Source organism: Pantoea sp. EA-12 (assembly GCF_030053355.1).
Taxonomy (GTDB): Bacteria; Pseudomonadota; Gammaproteobacteria; order Enterobacterales; family Enterobacteriaceae; genus Pantoea; species Pantoea vagans_C.
This window is the reverse complement of the sequence record NZ_JASGBY010000001.1, coordinates 344,550-360,997: the sequence shown is the minus strand read 5'-3', so window position 1 is coordinate 360,997 and position 16,448 is coordinate 344,550. Positions and strand designations below refer to the sequence as shown.

Below are 16,448 nucleotides of genomic sequence, written 5' to 3'. Positions count from 1 at the left end.
TTAGCAACAGAATTTTACGGTTGATCTGAGATCTCACCGTAATGCACCGCCAGCCAGACCGTCGGCCCGCCGCTGTCGGTCCAGTTAACGCGATGGCGACATTGGGGCGGAATATTCACGCAGTCGCCAGGGTACAGCGTGCGCTCTTCGCTCTCCCCTTCCAACTGCAAACCGGCCGCGCCCTGCAAAACCAACACCCATTCGCCTTGCGTCTGGCAATACCAAAAATCCGGCGGGCTGGCCTGTCCGGTGGAGACAATACGTTCAATGCGTAAACCCGGCTGCGACAACAGGCTTTCAAAGGTCTCGGCTGTGCCGTTTTGCGCTGCTGCCGGAAAATCGCGCAGGAGATGGCTGATCATGAGTTGGCTCGCTGTTGTGTGCAGGATATTGGCACTGTAACGCAGGCTTCACCCGGAAACCTCACAGATTTTTGCGCCGCCCGTTGACGCGCAACAGGCAAAACACCATGATCCTGGCCTGCATGATACGTTGACTGGTGCGCATCAATGCGCATCCTACGAAAATCGCACGAAGTCTTTGTCGTGTCGCCATGCATGGCGACCAAAATGAAATGATTGGCGATTCTCCTCAAACGACAACATTATCCCCCGGAGCATCAAGGTGTCAGAACTCACTAATGGATTACTGGAAGAGATCGTTGACGAAGTTAGACCGTTAACGCGTCAGGGAAAAGTTGCCGACTACATTCCTGCACTGGCGGGAGTCGAAGCCGATCAACTTGGCATCGCGATCGTCACCTCTGACGGCCAGCGTTTTCAGGCCGGCGATGCCTCAACGCGGTTTTCCATCCAGTCGATCTCTAAAGTGTTGTCGCTGACCGTGGCACTGACTCTGTATGAAGATGCCGAAATCTGGCAACGGGTAGGCAAAGAGCCTTCAGGTCAGGCGTTCAACTCACTGGTGCAGCTTGAACTGGAGCAAGGCAAACCGCGTAATCCGTTTATCAATGCGGGGGCGCTGGTGATGTGTGATTTGCTGGAGAGTCGTTTAACCGCCCCTCGCCAACGCATGCTGGAAATTGTGCGTCGTCTGGCCCAGCAAAATGACATCCATTACGATCGGGTGGTCGCACGCTCGGAGTATGAACACTCAGCCCGCAACGCGGCCATTGCCTGGCTAATGAAGTCTTTCGGCAACTTCCATAACGACGTCAGCAAAGTGATGGAGACCTATTTCCACTACTGCTCGCTGGCGATGAGTTGTGAAGAACTGGCGCAAACCTTCCTCTATCTCGCCAATCACGGTCGTAGCCAGCAGGACGAATGGGCAGTGATTTCACCCCGTCAGGCGCGACAGGTGAATGCCTTGATGATGACCAGCGGTATGTATGATGGCGCAGGCGAATTTGCCTGGCGCGTGGGGATGCCCGCGAAGTCAGGCGTGGGTGGCGGTATTGTGGCGGTGATCCCAGGGGAAATGAGCATCGCCGTCTGGTCACCCGCACTGGACAATTCCGGTAACTCGCTGGCGGGCACCGCCCTGCTGGAAAAACTCACAGAGCGGCTTGGCCGATCGATTTTTTAAGCGCTCAACTCACCACGTGACGCGCCTCACCGGCGGCAAAGGCGGCAAGATTTCCCTCAATACCGCGCAGCAGGTTTGCCACACCCTGCTGGCTGGCCCAGGCAATGTGCGGTGTCAGCAGCAGATTGGGCACATCGGGTTGCAACAAAGGATGGTCTGCTGGCGGTGGCTCACGGGTTAACACATCCAGCGCGGCCCCTGCAATCACACCCTGGCGCAACGCATGCGCCAACTCGGATTCATTGATAAGTCCACCACGTGCAGTGTTAATCAATAAGGCGGAGGGCTTCATCTGCGCTAACGCGTGCAGATTAATCAGCTGTTGGGTTTGTGGCGTTAACGGACAGTGCAGCGTTAACACATCACTGCGCGCCAGCACCTCTTCAAACGGCACATAATTCGGGCGCGACTTGGTGCTGCCCTTGCGATCGGCATACAACACCGTCATGCCCAACGCTTGCGCCATTGTCCCCACGGCACTGCCGATATCCCCCTTGCCGACCACCCCTAAGGTGGCACCGAAGATATCCTGAATCGGTTGGCGATGTACGCAGAAGTGCGATGAAGCGGGCCAGACACTGCGCGTACTCGTGGCGTAATCCATTAACTGACGACGTAGCGCAAACAGCGCAGCAATGACGCCTTCGGCCACACTGCGCGTGGAGTAACCCGGCACATTGCTGACCACAATACCCTGCTCGCGGCAGGCCTCTAAATCGATACAATCATAACCGGTGGCCGCCACGCAGATGTAGCGCAAGTCAGGCAACTGCCGCAGTGTCTCCGCACGCAGGGGGACTTTATTTGTTATGGCGATGTGCGCGCCGCGCAGCGCCGCAACAATCTCATCGGGCTGAGTGGTACCACGAAAGCTCCATTCCGTACACCATTCAGGACGTGCAGGGGGTTGCGGCAAGGTGTCGCCATCCAGCATCACTATCTTCATCGCGTCTCCGTTTATTGTTTCCGTACTGTTCTCATCAGGTTGCATTAAGGTTAACAAATGCAGCCCGTAAAGTGACTTTTTTCAAAAGGTGCGAATTTTTTCTAAAATAGCCTGAGTTTTTTTAACCCTTACACGGCAATGGCGTTACACTTCGGCCTCATTTGTTGAATCAATCCGTACTCACCATGACGTTTTCACACCAACTTCGCCAGCGCCTGACTGCCTGCGTCGCCATTGTGGCGGTGCTGTTGCTGTTTGTCGCGCCGATCGTGTCGAAGACGTTGATGGAGCAGCAAAACCGCATGATGGCGATGCCGTCGCACGGCACGATGTCGGGCATGTCGATGCAACATCATGAAATGATGATGGATATGGCGATGCCAGGCATGGACCATCACATGATGGATGACGGCGAGTTTGCCTGCGGCTACTGTGATTTGCTGGTGCATGTGCCCTTGATGATATGGGTGTTTGTCCCCTTCATCTGGCTAATCACGGTGAGCTCACGTGCCCCGCCGCTGCCGCATGTGGTCACGCCGGTGCTACGCCGCTACAGCGGTAACCATCGTCCACGCGCGCCACCACAACGCCTCCTCCTGACTGAACAATATCTATAAACGGCACAACGGATTGTTGCGCCACGTCATTCTCTAAACGGAAGGAAGACGGCTTTGTCAGCTGCTCACTCTGCAGCACCGCGCGGTGCGGTGCTTAATCTACTACGTCGCTTACATTTCTATATCGGTCTGTTTGTTGCGCCTTTTATCTTTGTGGCGGCACTCAGCGGCACCCTGTATGTGCTCACGCCGCAACTGGAAAACCTGATTTATGCGGATGCGTTAACGGCACAACCCCAGGGAAGCGCACAGCCGCTATCAGCACAAATCAGCGCGGCGCGTGCCTGGGCGGGCGAAAAACAGCACATTTATGCGGTGCGACCTGCGCCGGGAGCCACTGACACCACCCGTGTGCAGTTCAGCGATGCTTCGCTGGGCGCATCGCAATCGCGCGCGGTGTTTATCGATCCCTACAGCCTGAAAGTGAAAGGCGATATGACGGTGTACGGCACCAGTGGCGTACTGCCGCTGCGTACGACCCTCGATCTGCTGCACAGTAGCCTGCTGCTGGGGGATTTTGGTCGTAACTACAGTGAGCTGGCAGCTTCGTGGTTATGGGTCGCCGCGCTCGGTGGCGTGTTGTTGTGGCTGGGGACGCGTCCTAAACGCAAGTTGAAAACGGCACGCACCGGGTTTGCCTTCAGCCGCCACTGGCACATCACATTGGGGTTCACCTTGTTGCTGGGGCTAGTGTTCTTCTCAGCCACCGGGCTCACCTGGTCACAATGGGCAGGCGGTAATATTGATCGCTGGCGTACCGAACTCAACTGGCTGACACCCCAGGTGAACACGGCGTTGAGCAGTGATGCGCCTGCCGCTCCAGCCGATCCTCATGCCGATCACCACAGCATGCCGGGCATGCCCGATATGGATATGCCGGATATGAGCATGCCGATGTCTGCCATGACTAAACCGGTCGCCGCTCCCGCAAAACCGATGCCGAATAACCTGCCTGACGCTGACTGGGACCGGGTATTGAATGCGGCACGCCAGGATGGACTCCAAGCCACCAAACTGGAGTTGCGCCAACCGAAAAGTGCAGACAAAGCCTGGACGGTGTCGGAAATTGATCGCAGTTGGCCCACCCAGGTGGATGCGGTTTCGGTGAATCCACAAAGTTTTGCCATTGTCGATCATGTCTACTTTGATCGATTCCCGCTGGTGGCGAAGCTGACACGTTGGGGTGTAGATGCCCATATGGGCGTGCTGTTTGGCCTGCCTAATCAGCTACTGCTGGCGTTCTTTGGCCTGGGCTTGTGCAGCATGATCGTGCTGGGGTATCGCATGTGGTGGATACGTCGTCCTAAGTTGGTTGAGGCGAGTCCGGCGCAGACGCTGACCGAAACCTGGCTGGCGATACCACACTACAGCAAAGCGACCTGTTTAATTGTCGCGCTGGCGCTGGGCTATGCGTTGCCGGTGATGGGCGTCAGCTTACTGGCGTTTTTGCTGGTGGATATCATGCGCTGGCGCAAGCAGCAACGCGTGCCGATGACGGAAGCAGAGATTCTGGCATCGCAGCAATCCCCGCTGGGCATTATTCGTGCTCGCTTTACGGTAAAGCGTAAAGAGATGCGCTATTTCCTGCGTGGCGTCTGCATCCTGGCAATCATCGTTGTCTCTGTGATGAACAATGCAATTATTGGCGGGGTAATCGATCAGTACGGCATTCCGTTCAGCCACTGGTCATTGACGATGTACATCACGCAGGGCTTTATGATTGCGCTGTATAGCTCGGTGTTTACGGCCTTGATGTCGATTCCGCTGTGGTACTTCTTCCTTGGCGAGAATGATCCTCGCGGGTAATGCGTTGCCTGGGCGCCATTAATGGCGCCACTACGAAGACTTTGCACCGTTTATATGGCCGGGTGCACATTCAGGTGCACCCGGTTTAAGGTTAAAAATCTGCTTTCAACACCACGCGGTAATTGGCTTTCCCCGCCCGTACGTGTTCCAGCGCGGCATTGATTTGTGACATCGGAAACGTTTCCACCTGTGGAGCAATATCCACCCGCGCCGCCAGCTTGAGCAAGGCTCGCAATTGCGCCGGTGAACCGGTCGAAGATCCCGTCAAAGCCCTATCTCCCACAATCAAACTGAACGCGGGTACTTCAAAGGGTTTCATCACCGCGCCCACGGTATGGAACGTGCCCTGACGTGCCAGTGCCTGATAGTAGGGCTTCCAGTCGAGATCTACCGCCACAGTGCTGATGATCAGATCGAACTGTCCGGTCAATTCACTTAACGCTTCGACATCACGGCTGTTTATTACGCGATTAGCGCCCATGGCAAGAATGGCGTCGGTTTTACTGGCATTCGAACTAAACGCGGTAACGTCCGCCCCCATGGCGCGCAGCAGTTTAATCGCCATGTGCCCTAATCCACCGATGCCAATCACGCCCACTCGGCTGGTGGCGTTGATGTTGTGCATCAATAAGGGTTTGAACACGGTAATTCCGCCGCACAACAGTGGACCGGCTGACACGATATCCAGGGTTTCGGGCAGCGGGATCACCCATTGCCAGTTGGCGCGCAGATGGCTGGCAAAACCGCCGTGGTTGTTGATGGTAGAAACTTTGCCGCTCAGGCAGTTGACCTGATCGCCGGCAATGCAGGCGTCACAGTGCTGGCAGCTTTTCGCCGTCCAGCCAATGCCAACCCGCTGACCGATGCTCAGTCCTTTATTCTGCGCGGCATCACCCAGTGCCACTACACGCCCAATCACTTCATGACCGGCGATCAGTGGATAGCGTGAACCGCCCCACTCGTTATCGATCATCGAGAGATCGGAATGGCACACGCCGCAGTATTCGACTTCAACCTGCACATCTTCCGCTGCCAACGGACCGGCATCATATTCATAAGGCACCAACGCCTCACCGGCTTGCAGCGCGGCATAGCTGGAAATCTTCATCGTTGTCCTTGGGGTTTTGCTTGAGAGAACAGCAGATTAGCAAAACGGTGGGCAATATAATGCTGAATAGTCAGAGGATTAGGGCGCTGAATGCTGTTTTAGAACGGTGCGCAGAGCTGCGCACCGGAAAGGATCAAAGCGAGGTTAGAAATCCGCTTTCAGTACGACACGGTAATTGGCTTTACCCGCGCGCACGTGATCCAATGCATCGTTGATTTTGGACATCGGGAAGGCTTCTACCGTGGGTGCAACATCCGCACGCGATGCCAGTTTCATCAGTGAACGCAACTGGCCGGGAGAACCGGTTGACGAGCCAGTGACTGCGCGGTCGCCCATGATCAGGCTGAAGGCAGGCACTTCAAACGGCTTCATCACCGCTCCGACGGTGTGGAATTTGCCGTGTGGAGCCAGTGCCTGGAAGTACGGCTGCCAGTCAAGATCTACCGCCACGGTGCTGATGATCAGATCAAACTGTCCTGCCAACGCATTTAACGCCTGCGGGTCACGGCTGTTTACCACACGGTCCGCACCCATCGCCAGGATGGATTCGGTTTTGCTGGCGTTAGAACTGAACGCAGTCACTTCCGCTCCCATCGCCCGCAGCAGTTTGATGGCCATATGACCGAGACCGCCAATGCCAATGACGCCCACGCGGCTGGTAGCATTGATGTTATGCATCAACAGCGGTTTGAATACCGTGATGCCGCCACACAGCAATGGGCCGGCGGTGGTGATATCCATCGATTCTGGCAGTGGGATCACCCATTGCCAGTCTGCACGCAGATGGCTGGCGAATCCGCCTTTATTCATGATGGTGGGCACGGAGCCATTTTCACAGTTGACCTGCTCGCCGTTGATGCAGGCATTGCAGTGCTGGCAGCTCTTCGCCGTCCAACCGATGCCGACACGCTGGCCCACTTTCAAGCCTTTGTTCTGCGCCGCATCACCCAATGCGCTGATGCGGCCAATCACTTCATGACCCGCAATCACCGGAAACGCAGAGATGCCCCACTCGTTATCAATCATCGACAGATCGGAATGGCATACGCCACAGTAATCGACCTCAACCTGTACCTCTTCAGCTGCCAGCGGACCGGCCTCATATTCAAAAGGCACCAGTGCTTCGCCAGCATTCATCGCGGCATAACTTTTGATTTTCATTACTGTCCTCTGTTTCAGCGTTTTCGACCACACAGTCTAGCAGAGCATCATTTAGGATTATGACGATTAATCAGTCGATTAGACTGAAACAGGCGATAACAGAGACGAAAAGCATCCAGGGTTAAAGCGGTCAGTGATTAACAGGCCCGCGATACGCGAGGCGCGCGGCTTCCACCAGTTGGCTGGCCGTAACGGTGGGAGGTAAGCGCATCAGGACCTTACACGCCTGCCAGTAGCACAACACCATCTCCTCGTCTGTCTCGTTTTCAGCCATCTCGCGCAGCCGACGATGCAGGGTTAACACATCCAGAGTTTGCTGCTCATCCACCATCTCCGCAATGGTTTGATTGATCACCTGATGGATGATTTTCCAGGAAAGTTCGGCAAACACATTTAACCTCGTTGCTTGACTATTGGCTCCAGGCAAATGAATAAAACGTGCGGCGAACACCGCACAAAAAGAAAATCCAGAATGGCATAACTATAGTCGGTTATTTTCTGCGCAGACGCTGCAACGGCGGGTTTTCTCGTAGTTAACGGATCTATAAAACGATTTTTCTTTGAGGCGGTTTACGCCCAGCGAATGCCCTTGTAACAAAAAAGCCTAAGCCGATGCTGGCTGTCGCTTTCGCATTTTGCCAAATTAGGGCAACGTCCATCCTCGCAACAGGGAATGAAAATGAGTCAAACCACTGCTTTACATGCTGATCCGCTGGTCTGGGGCCATGGCCCTAAAGTCTTCGAGGTGTTTTTGGAGCCTACCTGCCCGTTCTCAGTGCGTGCATTCAATAAGTTAGACGCGCTACTGGCATTGGTCGGCGAAGATAAGATGACGCTGAAGATTCGACTGCAATCGCAGCCGTGGCATATGTATTCAGGGCTGATCGTGCGCTATATTCTTGCCGCTTCGACGCTGCCAGAGGGCAAAGCTGCCGCGAAGCGTGTGTTACAGGCGGTCGCCGATCACCGTGAAGAGTTTGAGTTTACCGATCACAGCCATGGCCCCAATATGGATGCCACGCCGAATCAAATTCTTGCGCGTTTACAACAGTATAGTGGCGTGGATGCTCAGGCGCCTTTCTTGCGTGCTGAGTTGCAGAACGAGATCAAATGGCATTGTAAGTACTCACGCCAGAACGGAATTCATGTCTCACCGACCTTTATCACCAATGGCTTAGTGCAGCTGGATATCGGCAGTGGCGACGATATCGAATCCTGGGCTCAGCGCATTCTCGCCTAGTATTTCAGCCCGCCACGGCGGGCTATCCCCATATTTCGCAACAGATTTCAGCTTGCACTGCCGACACAATTTCCGATAATCGTTATCTACATAATTATATAGCGAGAAAGGGAATGCACGTTAAATACCTCACAGCACTGTTGTTAACCACCGCCGCTGGGCTCAGCCTGCAGGCGCAAGCCAATACCGATATTCGTGTGACTTACGCGGGTTCGATGGGCAAAGTGATGGACCAGTCTTTAGGTCCAGCCTTTGCTAAACAAAATGACGGCAAATATGAAGGCCAGGGCCAGGGCGCCTACGGTATGGCGCGTCTGCTGGCGAGCAAGAAAATCACCGCTGACGTTTTCGTTTCCATCACGCCAGGTCCAATGCAAATTCTAAAAGATGCGGGATTGATTGATGATGCGGTGCCTGTTGCCAGCACCAGCATGGTGATCGCCTACAGCCCGAAAGGCAAATTTGCGCAGCAGTTCGCGCAGGCTAAAGGCAGTGATGCGAGCTGGTTGAAAGTATTGGCGACGCCAGGCATCAAGTTCGGCCGCACCGATCCCATCAACGACCCGAAAGGTCAGAACATCGTCTTTACCCTGTTGCTGGCGGAGAAATATTACAAGCAGCCGGGCATCGCCGATAAAATTATGGGTGGCTACCAGAATCCTGCCCAGACGCATCTGGAAGGCGGCCTGCTGGCGCGTTTAGAGAGCGGCCAGGTGGATGCGGCTGCGGGTTATGAAAGCGAGGTGATCTCGGCACATCTGCCGTATGTGGCCCTGCCGGATGAGATTAACCTGAGTAATCCAGAGATGGCGAAACAGTGGTATGACACGGTGAGCTTCAGTGTGAAAGATAGCGCGGGCAAAGATAAAGAACTGCACACCCAACCGCTGGTTTACTACGCTGCCGTGCTGAAAAACGCGCCTCATGGCACCGCAGCAGGCAAAGCGTTTGTTGATTTCATGCTGAGCCAGCCGGGTCAGACGCTGTTTAAACAGAATGGCTATGCCGCGCCGAAAGGCGGTGCTATTTACCCATAATGAAAACCGGCCATGCCACCGCGCTGTGGCTATCACTGCCAGCACTTTTGTTGCTGGCAGTGCCGTTTGTCACCCTGATTGGTGTGACGCAGTGGCAGCATCTACATCTTGCCTGGGGAGACGGCAACGCCATCACCACCTCTCTGGGTTTGGGCGCGATTGCACTGCTGTTGATTTTTATCAGTGGGCTACCGGTGGCGTGGTGGCTTTCACAGGCGCAAGGACGTGCACGTGCGATTGTCGAACTGCTGGTCATGGTGCCGCTGCTGACGCCGCCGCTGGCGATGGGCATTCTGCTGGTCAGTGCTTACGGCCCTTACAGCGTGCCGGGCGAGTTGCTGGGTAAATTCGGCTGGACGTTGGTCAACAATCCAGCGGCGTTTATTCTGGCGCAATGGTACGGCGCACTGCCCTACTTCATCACCACTGCGAGGTCCGCGTTTGCGGGTGTTCCGCAGGATATTCTGGATGCGGGTCGCACGCTGGGAGCATCATCCTGGCAGGGGTTTTGGCGTCTTTCTGTACCGCTGGCAGCGCCGGGTTTGGCTTCCGCTACGGCGTTGGCGTGGGTTCGGGCGATGGGTGAGTTCGGCATTGTGATGATTTTTGCCTATTTCCCGCAGGGGATTCCGGTGCAGCTTTACAACAATCTGCAAAATGACGGCGTGGACGCGGTGTATGTTTTGCTGTGGTTACTGCTGCTGTTTACCTTGCCGGTGCCGCTGTTGTGTTTTATGGCGTCGAAGCGGGTAAGGCCAATGTAAGGTGCGCATTCATGCGCACCTTCTCAACCCTCTGATTAATCACTCATTACTGAATCGCTTTTAACGCATCCAGCGCGCAGGCTTCATCCAGATTACCGCCCGGTGCACCGCCAATGCCGATGGCGCCAATCACCTGATCGCCACTCTTCACTGGCACACCACCTGCCAGCAACAGGAAGCCGGGGATGTCACGCATGTTTTGTGCGCCAGCATTGTTCTGTGCCGCTTCCATTACTTTACCGCTTGGGTTTTTGCTGCTCAGTGCGGTGAAAGCCTTCATACGGCTGGCATCAACGGTATGGGGTCCAGCGTTATCCATGCGTTGTACGGCTTTCACCAGACCGGCACGGTCCACCACTGTAACGGTGACATTGTAGTTTTTTGCCGCGCAGGATTGGATCGCTGCGCTAGCCAGCTTCTGCGCTTCAACGAGTGACAGATTGGTTTCAGTCACAGCTGCATAGCTGCCAAAAGATGCAAATGCTGCCGCAGCAGCAATGAATGAAAGACGAATGTTCATGTGTCACTCCTGAATTAAGTAGAGCGACACTTTAAGGCTTGAAAGGGTGAATAAACATTCGGGCGATTACGCGGCAAACCAGGTAGTTATACCTGGTTGAGCTGCTGCCAGGCGTGAATCAATTGCGCCAGGTTATCCATTTCCAGCTTAGCCAATACTGCCGCACGGTGCGCTTCAACCGTGCGCGGGGATAAAGCCAGATCACGCGCAATCTCTTTGCTGGTTTGCCCGCCGATCATCAGTTGCATCACTTCATTTTCTCGCGCAGACAAAAGCGCAAAACGCGTCTGCAGTGCCTGCTGTGCTTCCCAGCGCTGCGCGCGCTGTTCACTCTCATGCATCGCCTGATGCAGGGTTTCCAGCAGCGGTTCTATATCCAGCGGCTTGGTGTAGAACTCAAACGCCCCCTGACGAAACGCACGGCGGCAGGCCTCGATAGTGCCATGGCCGGTCATGATGATCACCGGCAGCAGCGGATGGCGTGCCCCCTTTTCCGCCAACCAGCTGAGACCACTGATGCCCGGCATTCGCACATCCAGCAGTAAACAGCCGCGCAGCGGTTCCTCCGCTTGGGTTGCCGCTTCAAACGACGCTAAATCGGCAAAATCGGCAACGTCATACTCCAGTGTTTTCAACAAAAAACCCAATGATTCACGTACTGATAAATCATCATCCACTAACCAAACTTTTGCGCCCATTCCGTTACTCCGCCAGTGGAAATATTAAGGTGATTTCCGCGCCACCGTCGGCGCGATTTGCCAGCCGCAGCTGACCGTTCATGCGTAACATCAGGCTTTCGACCAGCGTCATGCCCAACCCCATGCTTTGTGGGCGCGTGCTGTAGAACGGCATACAGGCCTGCGCTAATCCTTCGGCAGAGAAGCCCGGTCCGTTATCACTGATGATGATTTTGATTTCGTGCGGTAGACACTCAGAGGTTATGCTCACCCCTGCGTCAGCCCGCCCCTGCTGCATGTGGATGGCATTCTGTAAAAGGTTATGAAATACCTGCTCAAGCCATTGATCGTCGCCAATCACACGCATGTGTTCGTGCCGAAAGTGTGTGTGGATCTCAATGTCCCCCGCATCCAACTCCTGTTGTAGCAACACGGTGACGCGCCGCCACACCACTTCAGGGCTGATGGCTTTCATCGCCACGGGTCTTTCGCTGACAATGTCACGAAAGCGCTGCAGCAAACCCGCGAGGCGTTCAGTTTGCAGATTGATGGCATTGAGCGCTTGCGGCAAATTTTCGTGCTTACCCTGTTTCAGCAGCAGTTGGCTGCTGTGCAACCAGGTGTTAATAGCTGTCAGCGGTTGATTGATCTCGTGGATGATGCCCGCTGTAAATTCCCCTAAGGCTTCGTGTCGCGTGCGCTGGAAGTAATCGGCGCGCAATCGCATCTCGACGTTACGTCGCCAGTGGCGCAACAGACTCCAGCCCAGCACACCGATAATCAGCCACAACAGCAGGGCCAGCAGGAAAGGAACCGCATGCAACGCATGCCAGTCGGGGTTTGCACTGCCCTTGATCAGAAAGGGCTGATAGAGATTGATAAAGGGTCGTTGCCACTGCCAACGCGCTTGGTCTGAATAGGTCGGCGCGGAAATCACCGGCTGCGCATGTATGTGAAATGCCAACGCCAGCGCGACATCCGGTGATTGCACGGCAAAGTGCAAATCCACCAGCATGCGAAATTGTCGATAAGGGTTATAAAGCCAGTAGCGACCAGGGCTGACTTCTTCAAATCTTGGCCCCGTCAGCGAGCGATTTTGCGTGTGTTCAAGTTTGATAATCTGAGGAAACTTCTTCTGCAACTCGGCCACATCCTCATCACCCGTTAATAACGGCAATAAGGTTTCGTTTTGCGTTAAATAGGCCGCAATGCGGTTAAACTGCTGATGAAACTCTGCCTCCCGCGTACGCTGCTGCTGCAGGATTTGGTCGGCGAACAACGCCAGTAGCGTGACCAGCGTCAGGAGTAGCCAGACCAGCCAATACCTTTTCATCCATCGGCGCTGTTTATGTGGCATGGTTTTCCGTTGTCAGGCAGTAAAAAAAAGCCCTCCGTGAGAGGAGGGTTGTCGAGAACGCACAGGCGTCCGGTCATATGATTTGCAACGTTTTAACCTGCTCAACCAGCGGATTCAATCTGTTTTGCACGCAGATCACTTATTTCAGAAGTCTGCCGCATACGACTTTGATTTAGATTGGCTTTTTAGTGCATCGGTGCTGGTTTGGGCTTTTTCCTGCTTCAAAAGCTGATAGCGCAGCGTTAATTGCTCCAGTAACAATTCCGTTTGCGACTCATCACTCAACTGATTTCCGCTTCCCTCGGCATAGCGTCGCAGTTGCTCTTCCACGGGAATCCGTTGATTAAAAGCCTGTATCGCGGAAAATATCCCCGTTTTAAGCTCGCTCACGGTGAGATACTTACCTTTGACCTTGTCCAGACCATTAAGTTGCTCAGCCATGTTTTCCAACTGTGCCATACCGCGATGCCAGCTCTGCAAGCGATCCATCGGTATCGCCTGTTTGGCTCGGTACTGCTGTTCGATCAGCGCTTGCGCAGCCACAGCGCGCTGATGATGTTCAAAGCGATACCAGCTGCCGCAGGCTAATACCACAGCCCCGGCAAGCAAGGCACAGCAGGCACCGCCGACAAAAGATTTCAGTGAAAAAGTTTGGGGGGGAGCATCTTGCTGCACTTCGGCTTCAGGATAGACGACATAAACGTGGGTGCTGCTTTCCGGCTGATTTTGGATCGGTACCCGTTGAACTGGCATCGGTGAGGCGGGTTTTGCCCGCAGACGAACGAGTGAATGCTTGACCTGGTGCAACAGGGTAGTCGCGGCTGAGGTTAAAGATGAAGTCCTGGCCGCGCATGCCGTGCCGGTCGCGCAGGATGGATTCCACAATCTGCGGCACCGACTTGTCCTGCCAGATGGCGTTCTGCCGGGTACGCGCCAGCAGTGCCAGCCGCGGCTGCAGCGTAATGGCGTAGCGCGCTTCATCGGCCGAGACGCCCAGCGCCTCAAAGCCGGTCACCACGCCCTGCACCACGCGCAGCGGCTCAGCTTCCGGCAGGTACGTGGCCTGAACGGCGGAGGTCTTCAGCGTCAGCGCCGCCGTTTTCAGCAGCATGGCGTCACGGCCCAGCTGTTTATCGACGCTGGTAAAGGTGATGTGCCAGTTGAAGGGTTCGCTCAGCGACTCATGCCCGGTAAAGCTGAGCACGTCGAGTGGAGAGGAACATTCGCGCACGGTCAGGTGGTGGTGACTGTGGCTGAAAAGATGAGTAGCCTGTTCTGTCATGGTGAATTCCTTTTGAGTCGCCGCCCTGGCGTGATCCTTCTCCCGCTATGCATCTGGCAGCGGGAGTACCTGAAAAATCAGGGTTGCGGTTCCTGATATTCTGTAGCATTGCTGTCCGTCACGCCGTGCATGCCGTCACGAGTGTTTTTCTGCACGGCAACGGCACCGAACAGAGCCATAAAGAATGACACGCCATAGAAACCCTTTTCACTCGACTGGAGGGTGGCATTCCACAGACCGATCACCAACAACACTACCGCAATGGTAAATGCCAGCAGACAAACCATATGGTAAAGGTGCGTAGTGGGAATGCCCTCCAGTCGATCGCGTACAGTCTTTTGCAGTGAAACCGCTGCAAACAGGCCGAGGATAAGCACGGCGAAATAGTAGCCTTTTTCATTCAGCTGCATTTCCGCGCGCCACAGACCGGCCATATAAACCAGCGTGCCGCCGAGCATGGCAATCCAGGAAATGGCAATAAAGGCAGGTGATACCGGGATATTCTGAGTTTTCATACACACTCCTTGTTGTTAAAAATGAACGTCTCACGTTCAGAAAATGAAGGACACTTCGCCTTCGTCATTTGTATCCAGCGTCAGGATGTTGCTCAGGGTGCCATCGGCGCGGTGCTGCAAGAGCATCTGACTCAGCACCGGCAAAATCTGCTGATTGAGCAGGCTGTCGACGTTGCGCGCGCCGGTGTCCGGCAGCAGGCAGGCTTCGGTAAGCATCTCGTACAAACCCTCCCCGATGGTTGTGCGGATACCGTAATGCCGTTGCAGACGTTTGCTGACCTGATTGAGCTTCATCTCCACGATGATGCGCATCGCTTCCTGTGCCAGCGGGCGGTAAATTACCGTCTGGAAACGCGCCAGCAGCGCGGGCTGGAAGTGGTCGCGCAGTATTGGTCGCAGGCACTCCTGCAACTCGGATTCGGTGGATCCCGGCGCCTCCTCCAGTTGCTGCATCAGCGCGTCGCTGCCGAGGTTCGAGGTCATCAGGATGACGGTATTGCGGAAGTCGATTTCACGCCCTTCGCCGTCGCGCATGAAGCCGCGGTCAAACACCTGGTAGAACAGGTTAATCACGTCGCGGTGTGCCTTCTCGACCTCATCGAGCAGCACCACGCTGTACGGGCGCTTGCGCACCGCTTCGGTAAGGATGCCGCCCTGACCGTAGCCGACGTAGCCCGGCGGGGAGCCCTTCAGCTGGCTGACGGTGTGCGCTTCCTGATACTCGCTGAGGTTAATGGTAATCAGCGACTTCTCGCCGCCGTACAGCAAATCGGCCAACGCCAGCGCGGTTTCGGTTTTGCCTGTGCCACTGGTGCCGACCAGCAGGAACACGCCCTGCGGGCCGTTTTCAGAGGTGAGACCGGTTTTCGAGGCGCGCAGGCGCTGGGCAATGGCGCTGAGGGCGGTATCCTGCCCGACCACACGGGTGCCAAGCTGGTTTTCCAGCGCCAGCAGCTCTTCCTGCTCATCCTTCATTAACGAGGAGAGCGGTACGCCGGTCCAGTCGGCAATCACGCCAGCCACAATACGCGCGTCCACGTCCAGCGTCAGCAGCGGTTCGCCCTGCTGCAGGGCATATAGCGCGCCTTGCAGCTCCTTGGGGCGCGCCTGCTGCGCACGGTCGCTGCGGCTTGCCAGCAGCGTCTGCACCAGCTCGCGTTCGGCGGCGTAGCTCAGTTCCAGCTGCTCCAGCCGCTCATCGCCTTCCGCCAGCTCGAGCGTAATGTCGCTGATACGCTTGTCGTCCACCGCACCGCCCAGCTCCGCGTCATCCAGCAGCGCGCGCTTTTCGGTGTGCAACCCGTCCAGGCGGGCGCGCAGCAGCGTGATGCTCTCCGGCACCGTGTCCTGGCTCATCACTGAGCGCAGGATCTTTGAGGATGGACTCCAGCTCTTTGCGGAAGGTCACGTTGTCGAGCAGATTGGATTTGAGGTCGCGCAGCAGATTGCGCATCGCCAGCATCGCTTTGAGTTGGGGGATCTGACGTGCGACCTGCTCTGGCTCGAAGTCTTTCATGTTGCTGAAGGTGAGGTTAACCGCCTGCTCGCTGCCGTCGCCCGCCAGGGTGTCCGGCACGGTGAGACGTACAGCGGGAGAGAAATCCGCCAGCACACTGTCGAAGTTGTTTTTGTTAACGTTGACCTTCTCGCGCTCAGAAAGCACGCGATCTTCCTGGCCGTTGCTGAAATCACCCGTGACCAGCAGCTTCAGTGGCAGTTCCATTTTGCGGGCTGCACCGCCGGTGTGTACGTCAAGTTTAATGTTGACGCGCGCTTTGGGTATTTCATTTTGATAAGAATTACTCATATAAACTCCTGTAAGAAAAGCGCGGAAAGCACGCTTCAAGCACACTTTCCTTGTGTGTTTCAG

General features: G+C 55.5%; 18 protein-coding genes and 1 pseudogene. 6 read left to right on the top strand and 13 right to left on the bottom strand.

From position 1 onward, the window contains the following. Positions 1 to 14: 14 nt before the first annotated feature. Positions 15 to 362 (bottom strand): cupin domain-containing protein, encoded by a 348-nt coding sequence (locus tag QMZ30_RS01690; RefSeq protein ID WP_283226105.1) that lies wholly within the window; start codon positions 360 to 362, stop codon positions 15 to 17. 262 nt (positions 363 to 624) lie between these two features. Between QMZ30_RS01690 and glsB the strand changes: the two genes are divergently transcribed. After that, positions 625 to 1,548 (top strand): glutaminase B, encoded by a 924-nt coding sequence (gene glsB / locus QMZ30_RS01685; RefSeq protein ID WP_283226104.1) that lies wholly within the window; start codon positions 625 to 627, stop codon positions 1,546 to 1,548. 4 nt (positions 1,549 to 1,552) lie between these two features. Here glsB and QMZ30_RS01680 read toward each other — a convergent pair whose 3' ends face one another. Then, positions 1,553 to 2,494 carry a D-2-hydroxyacid dehydrogenase gene (locus QMZ30_RS01680; RefSeq protein WP_283226103.1) on the bottom strand — a complete coding sequence of 314 codons (942 nt, stop codon included), beginning with the start codon at positions 2,492 to 2,494 and terminating at the stop codon, positions 1,553 to 1,555. A gap of 185 nt (positions 2,495 to 2,679) precedes the next feature. On the opposite strand from QMZ30_RS01680, the gene QMZ30_RS01675 reads away from it, so the two are divergent. Further along, positions 2,680 to 3,111 (top strand): DUF2946 domain-containing protein, encoded by a 432-nt coding sequence (locus QMZ30_RS01675; RefSeq protein WP_283226102.1) that lies wholly within the window; start codon positions 2,680 to 2,682, stop codon positions 3,109 to 3,111. Positions 3,112 to 3,165: 54 nt separating this feature from the next. Then, on the top strand, positions 3,166 to 4,917 hold the full coding sequence (locus QMZ30_RS01670; RefSeq protein ID WP_283226101.1) for a DUF2534 family protein: 1,752 nt from the start codon (positions 3,166 to 3,168) through the stop codon (positions 4,915 to 4,917). Positions 4,918 to 5,008: 91 nt separating this feature from the next. Here QMZ30_RS01670 and ahr (QMZ30_RS01665) read toward each other — a convergent pair whose 3' ends face one another. The 3 genes from ahr (QMZ30_RS01665) to QMZ30_RS01655 all read right to left on the bottom strand — a co-directional run bounded on the left by ahr (QMZ30_RS01665) (position 5,009) and on the right by QMZ30_RS01655 (position 7,577). Then, on the bottom strand, positions 5,009 to 6,025 hold the full coding sequence (ahr, locus tag QMZ30_RS01665) for an NADPH-dependent aldehyde reductase Ahr (RefSeq protein WP_283226100.1): 1,017 nt from the start codon (positions 6,023 to 6,025) through the stop codon (positions 5,009 to 5,011). Between the two features lie 144 nt (positions 6,026 to 6,169). Then, complete coding sequence (gene ahr / locus QMZ30_RS01660; RefSeq protein WP_283226099.1) at positions 6,170 to 7,186, bottom strand: NADPH-dependent aldehyde reductase Ahr; 1,017 nt, start codon at positions 7,184 to 7,186, stop codon at positions 6,170 to 6,172. A gap of 130 nt (positions 7,187 to 7,316) precedes the next feature. Beyond that, positions 7,317 to 7,577: a hypothetical protein gene (locus QMZ30_RS01655; protein ID WP_039330318.1), complete on the bottom strand. Its 261-nt coding sequence runs from the start codon at positions 7,575 to 7,577 to the stop codon at positions 7,317 to 7,319. Positions 7,578 to 7,865: 288 nt separating this feature from the next. Between QMZ30_RS01655 and QMZ30_RS01650 the strand changes: the two genes are divergently transcribed. The 3 genes from QMZ30_RS01650 (at position 7,866) to QMZ30_RS01640 (ending at position 10,227) form a co-directional block, all read left to right on the top strand. Then, on the top strand, positions 7,866 to 8,426 hold the full coding sequence (locus tag QMZ30_RS01650; protein ID WP_039330317.1) for a hypothetical protein: 561 nt from the start codon (positions 7,866 to 7,868) through the stop codon (positions 8,424 to 8,426). Positions 8,427 to 8,539: 113 nt separating this feature from the next. Beyond that, positions 8,540 to 9,463, top strand: a complete 924-nt coding sequence (locus tag QMZ30_RS01645) for an extracellular solute-binding protein (RefSeq protein ID WP_283226098.1) — start codon at positions 8,540 to 8,542, stop codon at positions 9,461 to 9,463. After that, positions 9,463 to 10,227 (top strand): molybdate ABC transporter permease subunit, encoded by a 765-nt coding sequence (locus QMZ30_RS01640; RefSeq protein ID WP_283226097.1) that lies wholly within the window; start codon positions 9,463 to 9,465, stop codon positions 10,225 to 10,227. Before QMZ30_RS01645 ends, QMZ30_RS01640 begins: the two co-directional genes overlap by 1 nt. A gap of 46 nt (positions 10,228 to 10,273) precedes the next feature. Here the strand turns inward: QMZ30_RS01640 and QMZ30_RS01635 are convergent, their stop codons facing one another. The 8 genes and pseudogenes from QMZ30_RS01635 to tssB all read right to left on the bottom strand — a co-directional run bounded on the left by QMZ30_RS01635 (position 10,274) and on the right by tssB (position 16,385). Beyond that, on the bottom strand, positions 10,274 to 10,747 hold the full coding sequence (locus tag QMZ30_RS01635; protein ID WP_283226096.1) for a GlcG/HbpS family heme-binding protein: 474 nt from the start codon (positions 10,745 to 10,747) through the stop codon (positions 10,274 to 10,276). Between the two features lie 86 nt (positions 10,748 to 10,833). Continuing rightward, on the bottom strand, positions 10,834 to 11,445 hold the full coding sequence (locus QMZ30_RS01630; protein WP_283226095.1) for a response regulator transcription factor: 612 nt from the start codon (positions 11,443 to 11,445) through the stop codon (positions 10,834 to 10,836). 4 nt (positions 11,446 to 11,449) lie between these two features. Further along, a complete protein-coding gene (locus QMZ30_RS01625; RefSeq protein WP_283226094.1) occupies positions 11,450 to 12,781 on the bottom strand; it encodes a sensor histidine kinase in 1,332 nt (443 codons plus the stop codon). 144 nt (positions 12,782 to 12,925) lie between these two features. Beyond that, the gene (locus QMZ30_RS01620; RefSeq protein ID WP_283226093.1) at positions 12,926 to 13,534 is read right to left on the bottom strand and encodes a VasL domain-containing protein; all 609 of its coding nucleotides are present in this window, start codon (positions 13,532 to 13,534) and stop codon (positions 12,926 to 12,928) included. After that, positions 13,464 to 14,063, bottom strand: a complete 600-nt coding sequence (locus QMZ30_RS01615) for a contractile injection system protein, VgrG/Pvc8 family (protein WP_283226092.1) — start codon at positions 14,061 to 14,063, stop codon at positions 13,464 to 13,466. The genes QMZ30_RS01620 and QMZ30_RS01615 overlap by 71 nt, the downstream gene beginning before the upstream one ends. A gap of 77 nt (positions 14,064 to 14,140) precedes the next feature. Then, entirely contained in the window at positions 14,141 to 14,578 is a 438-nt protein-coding gene (gene yiaA / locus QMZ30_RS01610; protein ID WP_283226091.1) for an inner membrane protein YiaA, read from the bottom strand. A gap of 36 nt (positions 14,579 to 14,614) precedes the next feature. Next, positions 14,615 to 15,769: pseudogene (locus QMZ30_RS01605) on the bottom strand (AAA family ATPase); the annotation flags it as partial. 76 nt (positions 15,770 to 15,845) lie between these two features. Continuing rightward, positions 15,846 to 16,385 (bottom strand): type VI secretion system contractile sheath small subunit, encoded by a 540-nt coding sequence (tssB, locus tag QMZ30_RS01600; RefSeq protein WP_283226090.1) that lies wholly within the window; start codon positions 16,383 to 16,385, stop codon positions 15,846 to 15,848. Between the last annotated feature and the right edge of the window lie 63 nt (positions 16,386 to 16,448).